Genomic DNA, 11,092 nt, shown 5'->3' with positions numbered 1-11,092 from the left:
GATGCCAGGCAAAAATTTGATAAGGCTTATGCTAGCCTCACATGTCAAAATTAAATGGAAATAGTACTAGATAATGATACTTTATTAGTTGGTCAAGAGGGCTGGGTAATTATCATAATACTCGAGTCGCGCTTAATGACAGCAGAATGATCTCTGATTTATTTCAAGAAAAGCTTGTAGGGCGCTCCCAATTGCTAGCCAAAATGCAACAACTTGCCGACTATGACGCCAGTCAGCTACAAGAACAACTGATGCAGCAGCAGCGCAGCGCCCCCAAAGGATTATTGTTTTAACTCATATTCCACCATTCAAAGAAGCATGTTTGCATGAGGGGAAAATAAGTGATAATGATTGGCTGCCTTATTTTTCCTCAAAAGCATCTGGTGATGTCCTGATGAATATTTGCACCACGCATCCTGATATCGACTTCCTGGTTTTGTGCGGCCACACGCACGATAAGGCAAAATACACCCCCATCCCAAATTTAACAATTGAGGCCGAGCATGCGGAATACGATCAGCCAGAAATTCAGAAAATGATAATTACTGAGCCATAACAGAGTCATAGAGTTGATATTTCAGAATCTGGAACAAGGAATGGTAAAAAAGTGATATCAACACAGTGTTTTATAACTTGAGAGGCGTTGAGTATAGTATGTCGATTTAAGCTCATTTAAGGAGTTTATTGTGAGAGGTTGGTGTTGGCCAGAACTACGATATCTTGTGATTTAATCATTGAGCATCACTCCTTATTCTATATTCTAGAATTTAAATACAGAATGCTATTAGTCAACTATAGAGTAGCTTTACCTAGCATTAATGCCTTTCTCAACACGAGGTCTTTGCTTGTTGTAAAGATATTTTTCCTCTGTAACGAGTCTTTAAATTTACGACTTATGTGTTTAAGCATCATAGAAAGTTCGGTTATAGCCAAACCAGATAAAAAAACATATCGTATAGTAGCCCATATTAATACCGAACCTTAATCAGTAGTTTCAAATTGACCTAACAGAGCACCTTCTAGTGAAGCATTTTTACAACCCGTTAGATCGGCCCCACGTAAATCTGTATTATAAAAATTAGCGCCTTTCAAGTTTGCATATCGTAAGGAGGCACCACGTAAATTTGCATTTATAAATTGAGCATCAGTTAAATCTGCTCCATCAAAATTTGAGGATATTAGTTGAGCATCATTAAAATGAACTCCTTTCATAGTACAATAAGCAAACATACTCATAAACCCTTTCAATTTTGATAAATCAGCATTATTAAACTTGCAATTAAAAAAAATTGCGTCTCTAGCGTAAGACTCAGACAAATCAGCATTTTCTAAATTACAGTCAATAAACACAACCTCTTGAAAATGATTTGAATATAAAACTCGCTTAGTAGCTTCAGAGCGTAAACTAAATTGGGTGAATTCGAAATCTGAATTTATAAATACAGACCAAGTAAAATGTAAATAAACAAAAACAGAATATGAAAAATTCATCTCAATACCTGCACACCAATTCCAATTTTCTATAATATTTAAGGACCCTTTATGTTTACGATAATCAAAATTTAGCCCTCTCAAATAAAGACTGGATAACTGAAAACGATTATTCACATATGCACATTTTAAAAGGTCCTTCTTTATCTTTTCTTTTCCAATATCGTGCTTCAAAAGTGTACGACATTCATTTCGAAGTAAAACAAAACCATCAGTAATAAATTTATCACAATTTTCTCGATATAAATAAAATAATCTTTGTAATGATACTTTAATTTTTTCTTGAAGAAGTAACCAATCTTTACTTTTAGCATGTTTGGCTAAGAGGTTGTATGCTTCTTTTTTTGAAATGTGGTTTATTTTTGAAATTTTTTTTGCATTTTCAGTATAAGTTTTAAAATAATCGTGCTCACTAGGATTATTGGAATAATAATCAATTAACTCGCAATTATTGAGTGCATACAACACCCTTTGAGCTAAATCCTTGTCGATTATATTATAGTTTGAATTAGTTATGCTTTTGTAAAATCTTTTAATAATTGCATTTCCCAAAAGATGATAAATCTGAGGATTATTTAAAGATGCTTGCAACATTTTATCAATTTGTGATTGATTAAACTCAGTATATTCTGAGAGAGACTCCACGGCCTGATAAATCTCATGAATAGCGGCGCTTTTTTCAAGTACTTTAATAGCTAATTCTTTTTCTAATTCCGTAGCTAATTTTATATCAGGGAAATGCTCTTTAAAAAATTGAGATAACCTTCGATAGGAAAAGACATTCGATTGTTTTCTCTCTTCCCATTCTTGTTTCAAAAACTGTTTAAGTTTATTATCATCTAATAATGAATAATAATCTTTATCATCTGTAACTATATACAGACATTCGCTATCAGGAATATTCTGTAAAAGACACTCCCAATTAATCGCATCGCCAAGAAGGTCATTTTTCCCTGGCGGGTTCCCGATATTTACCCTAAAAATTGCGCGATCAACTACGTTATAATTGATTTCAATTATGCGGGACTTAGAAAATAACTCATTAATATTTTCGTCTGCTTTAAACGTATTATTGGTAATGTCCGCATGTATTTTACTCATTAAGATATCAAAATGCTGATTGTATTTTTTTTCATAGCATTTTATCAATCTATAATCTTCATATTCTTTGCAGAACTGAGGAAATTGTCCATTGAGTCTTTGTTCTTTAAGTTTTTTAATCGCATCAGATATTTTATTTTCACGATTTCTATAAAACTCATCCATAACTTGCTTGGTAATCCACAGTTTAATTTCATTTTGTTCTAATAAGACTATTAACTTATGGATTTCCTCCAAATCGTCCTTAGATAAGTGAAAAAAAGAAAGAAAAATATTTGTATCAATAAATAAATTCATAACAATCCTAGTTGGATACCATCCTAAACATGATGATACAATATAACCCATATTCACAACACTAGTCACATGCAAACAAAGTTATGTTAATTTAAACTTCTTAAAAAAAAGTTTGAATATCAATGACCTTCAAATAAGATCAGATTTACTGTGCACAATTTCTTAAATTGTTGCTGTGGCAATACTGCAACCTGATTGAAAAAAATCCTTTAGAGTCCTTCTGATTTTTTAAACATAACACAGCTCGGATCACATATCTGAATGCTCAAGGATTAAAGCATTTTATTAATGACTGTTACAGAAGCAAGAATCACATGCGTACCAAGTTATATTTCAAATTGGCTGTTAGTACCTGAAAGTGAATATTTAAAATAAGGCACAAGATCTTTCGGTAATATCTTAAACCCTTTTTCAATTGTTGATTCCATTATTTTTTGATTGTATAAACAACCTGTAACTAATATTTTAGTAGCATCAAAAGGTGCATTTTCTAAAATATGTAAACCATTTTTATCCTCATTAAAAAATTCATAATCGCAAAAAATCACTATTTTTCTATTATTTATCTTTTTTAAAAAACTCAAAGCATCTTCCGCATTATAAAAGTGCTTGTAATCCGTATATTGCAAATCTCTTAGTTTCTCATCCCAAACATCATGTACAGATTTACTGTCATCGATGAAAATTAATAAGTCATCAACTTGAACCTGATATTCACTGATAGACCAAGGAGGAGTTATACAAAGGGGAAATGAAATATTTACTGTAGTTCCATTTCCTGCAGATGAAATTATATCTAATAACCCTCCTGCTTGCTTAACAAAATTAATTGCATGAGGTAACCCTAGATTAGTTTTTACTTTCTCACACTCGGCATTATCAAAAATACCTTTTACAAAATCGGGAGTCATTCCTCTTCCATTATCTTTAATTGCAATTAATACACCAATAGAATTGATTTCAAGACTTATTTCCACGACACCACTTTTTGGTAAAATACTATTAACAGCGTTATTGATTATATTAGATAACATTCTTTTTAAATTTACCGAACTTAAGTAAACCAGGAGGAAAACATTTTTCTGAGCGACATGAAGTTCAAATTCTATATTGTGTTTTACATACTCCATACGTTTTTCTGATAAAATTTCTTGTATGCAGGAATAGAGAAACACATAATTATTTTCATCAGCATGAACTGTTTCATTTTTATTTTTATATTTAGATAGCAAACTCCAAGCAATATCATTTAAGCGGCGAATTGCTCTTCTTCCTAAAATCCGCTCAGACTCATTTAGTTTTTTTTCTACTAAATGAAAAAGAGAATCTATAGCTAGCAATGGAGAACGTATATCATGTGCCACTTGGGCTAGACTTTTTCCAAGTTCAATTTCAAATTTATGTTCTTGATATTCTTCAATTTCCTTTGCAAGATAGTTAATTTCTTTTATATATTTGCGTCTCAAAGGTATATTATTTTTTAAATTTGTTTCAATTTCTTTAATAGGGTTTGCAAGGTATATATTGGTTAATGTTTTAACTAATTTTTGTGTTATCAATAGACCAAATGAAGAAATGAGTAAAATTATTATGGCAGGGATTAATAACGGGTATATGCTTGGTGAAATATGCTCTATTGAAATGAATTTTTTTTCAGAGTCACTAATGTAGAATGAACCAAATTTAGTCGAGCCAAATGGATCAACTTTTTCACATTTATAATATTGTTTTTTACATGCTTTTATATTTGCATTGATTCTAGAAAGTTGATTTAAATAATGATTTTTTGACATTAAAACCATAATGCTAGCATAACAATTACCAAACTGATTATTAATTTGTCCGCTCAGATAACAAAGATTAAGCTTTACATAAAATGCTGAATTAGTATCTCCAACACTCAATATTGGATCATTACCTTTTTTATAAACTTTTATGCCAGTAATAAGGTTATTATCAATAAAGTTATTAAATAGCAACATCATACTTACAGCATTTAATTTTCTGCTATACTCACCCTCATTAATATAACTGACAAAGTCCTGGTTATTTACCACTATACTAAGCTTTTCAGAAATATTTGACTGTAAAATTGAATTCGCATTAATAATTAATTTTTTATTATCGTTTTCGGATTTTTTTTCATATTGGTGATAACTTAAAAACATAGCACAAGCATTAAGGCATAAACCAAAAACGATCAAAAATGTGATCAGGCGATTTATAATTTTTTTATAAGAATCAAGATCATTAACTTCTAAAATAGATAAAAGCCAACTGGTAACTATATTTTGGCTCATAAATTAATTAGAATTATCTTTGCTAATTTGAAGCTTAATTTTATTCCAATTGTCATTATAATCTTTATCAAAATTTTCCACTGGTTGAATCATACGTAATTGAGAAAGAGTTTTTTTCGTTTTTTCATATAACTTAATATAGGATTTATCATCTATATGGTTTTTAAAATATGGAGAGAAATAATATGTCGATTTTTCAAAATGTTTTAATGTAGATTGATTTTGTAATACATTTGCAACGCAACTAGCCTCCGAAGTATCTTTCATTTGGACGATTAGATCTGTGCAAATTGAACTAGCATTAGATGGAATGACAAATTTATAGGGCTTCCCAGATTTTTTTATGTATAACAGTGCATCACCAGACCAAATATAGCTAAGTGCAAAATTTTTACTATCATAAATTTTATTAAAATCGCTCGTAATATATATTTTAGAATTTTGCGTCATACGTTTTAAATTTTTATAAGTTAATGAAACGGTGCCGTCCATATTTTTTTGAATATTCTGATCATCACTGAATCCAATTGTTAATAAATTTCCAATCTCACCTGCATCATCAACTAAAATTACATTGTTATCTTTAGCATCTTTAAAAATATCACTCATTTTTTCATCGTTCCTGATATGAATTAACTCAGGATTGTACATAAATCCTACTATGGCATGTGTAAAAAAAGCGGTATTATGTGAATAATTATGTGTTAGATAATATTTTTTAAAATATGGATAATAGTCATTAGATGATTTCCAAAGATTACTACTTTCTATATTGGGAAGTTGGTTTTTTATGCTTCCATATACCATATTGCTAAAAATCATTATATCATAGTAATTTCTCTGCTTATAAAAAGTATGGAGAAATTCTGCATTTGTATAATAAGAATCATGAAAAAACTTTACATTGCATTGTTTCTCAACGGCCTCTTTAATTTCAGGATCCTCTAAAAAACCATAAAAGGCTATTACATTGACCGTTTTTTGGGAGCCTAAATCACGCCGTTGGGAGGCTTGTAAATAATTTGCTAATGAAATAGCAATAAATAATATTAATAATTTCTTCATATTACATCTTATTTGATAATTTTTTTATTTTGTAGCATGATCTAACTGAGAGACAAGCTCTTGTGTACTTTGTATGCACGCAAATCCAAATGATAAATTTTTTAAAGTAGATAGATGTAAATCTTCGTTTAGCGTAGCAGTGGCATCATTGATAAAAAACACTCTGTATCCATGCATAAAAGCATCTCTTGCTGTTGTTTCACAGCAGCAATTTGCCATAACACCAATAATAATTACCTCTTTAATATTCTTTAATTTAAGCAAATTATCTAAATCAGTTTTAAAGAATGCGCTATATTGGTTTTTATCAATAACAGTCTTTCCTGAGGTATCAAATTCATCAATTAGTTTCCAGCCTTCACTACCATATTCTATTTTGTCTCCATTCCACCAATCTACCATGGACTTTGAAATTTCAGAGCTATCGTTATGTTGAACATAAATAATCTCCACTCCCGCTTTTTCAGAAGCTTCAATAATCGATTTAACATTATTAATTTGCTTATCACTTATTATATTTAAATCAGTTCGAAAAACATTTTGCATTTCGATAACAAGTAAGGCTGCCTGTTTTGGATTTACAATAAAGTGATGGGTTTTGTATTCATCTATTTTTTCTAATGAAAGGGTATAATTCATAGCTATTCCAATTTTAATATTTTTATATTTATTCTGCTAATTGCCCGGATTGAACAAGCATAACTCAGATGCAGGACCGGAATCCGGATTTCACTTCGTTTCACCCGGACTACATTAATTGGGAAAGGCCCGAAAAATATTCCATTCAAGGTGATGATCAAATGAATTGGTGGAGGCGGCGGGAATCGAACCCGCGTCCGCAAATCCTCTGCCGTTGGTTCTACATGCTTAGTTTTGTCATTTGAGTTTGACTGCGGTTCCTCCGACAAACAGGATTAAACGCAGCGAGTCTCTGAATTTTGCTTCCTGATGCGAGACACATCGGGTTGCTAGCTTATCTCTTATGACCGTTGATTCGATACCGATAAGCGGGCTCGGTCAACGGGGCGCTGGTTTTATGGCAGCACACGTTGGGCTTTCACTGCTTACGCAGCAATTGCACCTGCAAAGTTTTCTTCGTTTGCATTTATATTTACTTGAGTCTTATTAACGAGAGATCTCATTCTCGGCATGCCCCTCAGGTTTCGCAACCCGCGTCGAAGCCAGGTCGCCCCCAATTTGGTGGTCATTTTGATTATAGCATAAAAATATTGGAATTATACTGAAGGTAGTGAAAATGTTTTCCTTCTTCCGCTGTACGGGCGCCTTCTCCCGGTACGGGAGAAGGCAGATTGTTGGACGGTTAGTTTATTCCGTTGTGGCGCAGGAGCGCGTCTACGGTTGCCGGGCGCCCTCGGAAGTTTATGAAGGCTTCGGCTGCTTCTTTGGAGCTGCCTACTTCCAGGATGCTGTGTAAGAATGCACGGCCGGTTTCGGGATTCAGTACGCCTTCATCTTCGAAGCGGGAGAATGCGTCGCTTGATAGTACTTCGGCCCATTTATAACTGTAATACCCTGCCGCGTAGCCGCCGGCAAAGATGTGGGAGAAGCTGTGGGCGAAGCGGTTGTAGGGGGCGATGGGTACTACTGTGGTCTGTTTGCGCACTTCTTCCAGTATATCTGCCATGAAACCTGGGCGGTTGGTGAACTCCTGGTGGATGCGGAAATCAAACAGGGAGAACTCCAACTGTCGCATCATAGTCATGGCCGATTGGAAATTTTTAGCGGCAATCAGCTTCTGATACATTTCCTCTGGCAAAGGTTCGCCAGTATCGACGTGTTGTGTCAGCAGATCAAGCGCGCTTTTTTCCCAGCACCAGTTTTCAAAAATCTGGCTTGGCAGCTCAACCGCGTCCCACTCGACGCCATTGATCCCGGAGGCATCAATATAATCTACCCGGGTCAGTAAATGATGCAGGCAGTGGCCGAATTCATGGAACAGGGTTAACACTTCGTCATGCGACAGAGTTGCCATTTTATTGGCTGCCGGTTTGGCAAAATTGCAGGTTAATGTCGCTATTGGTAATTGTACGTTGCCATCGGGCAGTTTGAGTCTGCTCTGGCAGGAGTCCATCCAGGCGCCGCCTCGTTTATTCTGGCGGGCAAATAAATCGACATACACGTAGCCGCGCAGCTGGTTATCTTCATCAACCAGGCGATAGACACTCACATCAGGATGCCATGTATCAATCTGGTCGACTTGTTCCAGTTTGATGCCATACAAACGATGAATGATCGTAAACAGCCCTGTCATTACTTTATTTAATGGAAAATAGGGGCGTAAATCTTCCTGAGAAATAGCATAGTATTTTTGCTGCATTTTTTCTGAAAAATAAGCGAGATCCCATGGTTTAAGTTCGGTTATACCATATTCGCTGCTGGCAAATTTGCGCAGCTCTGCCATTTCCTGCTCTGCCTGTTTGTGGGCACGCTCAGCCAAGTCGGTCAGAAAACCGGTTACCTGAGCGGTTGATTCGGCCATTTTTCGGGCGAGCGATAATTCTGCATAGTTTGAGAAATCCAGCAATTTCGCCTTTTCATCACGCAGAGCCAGTATTTCATCAATAATCGCAGAATTATCAAACTCGCCGGCATTCGGGCCTTGATCGGATGCTCGAGTAGAATAGGCGTAGTGGAACGTCTCTCGCAAACTGCGATCCTCTGCATAGGTCACTACTGCGATGTAACAGGGAAATTCAAGATTTAATACCCAGCCATCCAGTTTCTTTTCTTCTGCCAATTCTCGGGCGGTGTTTATCGCGTGTTCTGGCAAACCAGCCAATCGTTTTTCATCTGTAATATGCAGACTAAAGGCCTGGCCGGCATCAAGCAGGTTGTTTTCAAATTGATTGGATAACTCCGACAGGCGTGTACTAATCGCTTCAAAGCGCTGCTTTTTATCCTCGGGCAAAGCAACGCCAGAAAGCTCAAAGTTCTGCAGGCTGTCATCAACAATTTTTCGCTGTGTCGCGTTTAACAGGCTTTGGTCTAATGATTTTATCGCCTGATATAGTGCCAGATTCTGACCAACCGCAGCATCATAGGCGGAAAGATGAGGCAGGCAAGCCTGATAACAGGCACGCAGCTCCGGCGAATTGACCACTGCATGCAAGTGGGTCATGGGAGATAAAAAACGCTCGAGCTTATCATCCATTCCCTCAAGCGGCTGCATTAAATTATCCCAGTTAAATGATTGTTGCGAGGTCAGCTTATCTATTGTAGCCAGATTGCTCTGCAACAATTGCTCAAGGCGTTTCGGATAAGTATCCAGATCGAGATGATTAATTGAAAATTGGGGTAATTGATTGGTTAACATAGCTATCCTTTAAATTTACGGCAATAAATAAAGCATAGCATTGAATAGGATGTGCCCTCAATTACAGTTATTAGCGGCGCGGAGAATTTCTAATGCCCTCTGTATCATATGGGGGCTCTTCCGGAAGCGCTGGTAGCGACAATCGCAAAGGCGATAGTTTTGGCGACAGAGCTACTGCTATCGGCGCAAAATCTGGTACCTCGATGTCTTTTTTCAGCTCATCGCAAAGCTCATAAGCCTTGTTTTTTCGGTTAAGCGCTTTTGAAATAATACAAGCTGTGATCGTGCTGGTTAGCAATAGTATTGCACCGACCAATCCAATCCAGGGAGAAACTGCCACTGAAGGCAGGCATAAGATAATGGCAACCAATAACACGGAGGTATTGACCACGCCAACCATCATTTTTTTTAATTCATGATATTCGCGTTCTTCGAGAAGAGCCATAAACTGTTTCACTTCAGCCTTTTCAGCTTTTAATTTCTTTTTTGTTTCTTCATCAGGCGCCTCTTTTAACAGACGCTTTATATCGACAACAATTTCTCTATATTGCGTAAGCATTTTCTGAAGACGCATATATTCAATGCCTGCTCGAATGCTGGCTAATAGCATGTCGTAGCCATACAAAACTGCATTGATCAACACACCAATATAAACGTGCGGCCCCAGCCAGACAAAGCAATTCAATACGCCGGCAATAAACCAGACGCTATCATTGCCCAATTCAAACCAGCGAAATTGCATTTGTATCTGCAAACGGGTTCCGACACCTAATTTCTTCTCGGTCTCGCTCATCCAGGTTCCAGGTATGGTATGCTTGCCCAGGAGAAAAAGGCTATTGGCAAGCCTTGGCGCAAAAAAGACCCAGCCAATATAGGCAATAACCGGATTAGTCACTCTATCAAGCGCCTTAACAATAGCGCGATAACGCTCGGCTTCCATTACCAAAGGAACAATGGCATTAAGTATGCGTTTAAACCGTAACCCGATTAGCCGTAACCAGTTTGTATCTCCCGTTGTTTCACCGACATATTTGGAAAATATGCCATTAAAGAGCAAACTGCTTTGGGTGCTGCGGCCTTCAAATTTAGCACGATACAGTTGTTGATATTTAATTTCGTGTTGTTGCAGCAAACGCCAAAAAATCTCCTGATCTTGCCGCATAGTATCCGCTTCACATTCAACGTTCACGCAGTAGGAATAGATATATTCCAATAGTTCAGCCATCATTAACGCCGAAGTCAGCTGGCTTATAAATTGATCTTTAGCAAGAGCTTCCGTTAATTTATAGTTTTCATTGAGCTGTTTTTTAATGACGCTATATTGCATTAATAACAAGGGCAGCTGAACGGCTATAGTACGATTCAAAACGATCTGCTGCTCCTCGTTTTTACAATGCTCTTGAACGAGATCCACAAATTTTTTGTTGGGTTTTTCCCAGAATCCTTTCACCAAATCCAGGGTTACAACTTGTTCTAACTGTTGTCTCAACGCGGTCATAAGCCC

The 11,092-nt window shown here is 36.1% G+C and carries 8 protein-coding genes and 1 other RNA gene; 2 read left to right on the top strand and 7 right to left on the bottom strand.

Features of this window, described 5'->3' with window-relative positions:
• The first annotated feature begins 146 nt into the window (after positions 1-146).
• Positions 147-293, top strand: a complete 147-nt coding sequence (locus ACFORL_RS04840; protein ID WP_382341633.1) for a hypothetical protein — start codon at positions 147-149, stop codon at positions 291-293.
• Positions 294-394: 101 nt separating this feature from the next.
• On the top strand, positions 395-556 hold the full coding sequence (locus ACFORL_RS04835) for a hypothetical protein (RefSeq protein WP_382341631.1): 162 nt from the start codon (positions 395-397) through the stop codon (positions 554-556).
• A gap of 425 nt (positions 557-981) precedes the next feature.
• Here ACFORL_RS04835 and ACFORL_RS04830 read toward each other — a convergent pair whose 3' ends face one another.
• From ACFORL_RS04830 to ACFORL_RS04800, 7 genes are all read right to left on the bottom strand, one after another.
• A complete protein-coding gene (locus ACFORL_RS04830; RefSeq protein WP_382341629.1) occupies positions 982-2,889 on the bottom strand; it encodes a PIN domain-containing protein in 1,908 nt (635 codons plus the stop codon).
• A gap of 326 nt (positions 2,890-3,215) precedes the next feature.
• Positions 3,216-5,189 (bottom strand): hybrid sensor histidine kinase/response regulator, encoded by a 1,974-nt coding sequence (locus ACFORL_RS04825; protein ID WP_382341627.1) that lies wholly within the window; start codon positions 5,187-5,189, stop codon positions 3,216-3,218.
• 3 nt (positions 5,190-5,192) lie between these two features.
• Positions 5,193-6,254 (bottom strand): hypothetical protein, encoded by a 1,062-nt coding sequence (locus tag ACFORL_RS04820; protein WP_382341625.1) that lies wholly within the window; start codon positions 6,252-6,254, stop codon positions 5,193-5,195.
• A 24-nt stretch (positions 6,255-6,278) separates the two neighbouring features.
• Entirely contained in the window at positions 6,279-6,893 is a 615-nt protein-coding gene (locus ACFORL_RS04815; protein ID WP_382341623.1) for an isochorismatase family protein, read from the bottom strand.
• A 167-nt stretch (positions 6,894-7,060) separates the two neighbouring features.
• Positions 7,061-7,448: a transfer-messenger RNA gene (ssrA, locus tag ACFORL_RS04810) on the bottom strand.
• Positions 7,449-7,575: 127 nt separating this feature from the next.
• A complete protein-coding gene (locus tag ACFORL_RS04805; RefSeq protein WP_382341621.1) occupies positions 7,576-9,588 on the bottom strand; it encodes a M3 family metallopeptidase in 2,013 nt (670 codons plus the stop codon).
• A 70-nt stretch (positions 9,589-9,658) separates the two neighbouring features.
• Positions 9,659-11,086: a hypothetical protein gene (locus ACFORL_RS04800; RefSeq protein ID WP_382341619.1), complete on the bottom strand. Its 1,428-nt coding sequence runs from the start codon at positions 11,084-11,086 to the stop codon at positions 9,659-9,661.
• Between the last annotated feature and the right edge of the window lie 6 nt (positions 11,087-11,092).

This window comes from Legionella dresdenensis (genome assembly GCF_042649825.1).
Taxonomy (GTDB): Bacteria; Pseudomonadota; Gammaproteobacteria; order Legionellales; family Legionellaceae; genus Legionella_C; species Legionella_C dresdenensis.
This window is presented reverse-complemented; position numbering and strand designations above follow the sequence as displayed.

What these genes read in the sequence shown, in the direction of transcription:
- ACFORL_RS04825 (WP_382341627.1), bottom strand. Translation starts at nt 5,189, where the DNA reads ATGAGCCAAAATATAGTTACCAGTTGGCTTTTATCTATTTTAGAAGTT.
- ACFORL_RS04835 (WP_382341631.1), top strand. Translation starts at nt 395, where the DNA reads ATGAATATTTGCACCACGCATCCTGATATCGACTTCCTGGTTTTGTGC.
- ACFORL_RS04805 (WP_382341621.1), bottom strand. Translation starts at nt 9,588, where the DNA reads ATGTTAACCAATCAATTACCCCAATTTTCAATTAATCATCTCGATCTG.
- ACFORL_RS04815 (WP_382341623.1), bottom strand. Translation starts at nt 6,893, where the DNA reads ATGAATTATACCCTTTCATTAGAAAAAATAGATGAATACAAAACCCAT.
- ACFORL_RS04800 (WP_382341619.1), bottom strand. Translation starts at nt 11,086, where the DNA reads ATGACCGCGTTGAGACAACAGTTAGAACAAGTTGTAACCCTGGATTTG.
- ACFORL_RS04820 (WP_382341625.1), bottom strand. Translation starts at nt 6,254, where the DNA reads ATGAAGAAATTATTAATATTATTTATTGCTATTTCATTAGCAAATTAT.
- ACFORL_RS04840 (WP_382341633.1), top strand. Translation starts at nt 147, where the DNA reads ATGATCTCTGATTTATTTCAAGAAAAGCTTGTAGGGCGCTCCCAATTG.
- ACFORL_RS04830 (WP_382341629.1), bottom strand. Translation starts at nt 2,889, where the DNA reads ATGAATTTATTTATTGATACAAATATTTTTCTTTCTTTTTTTCACTTA.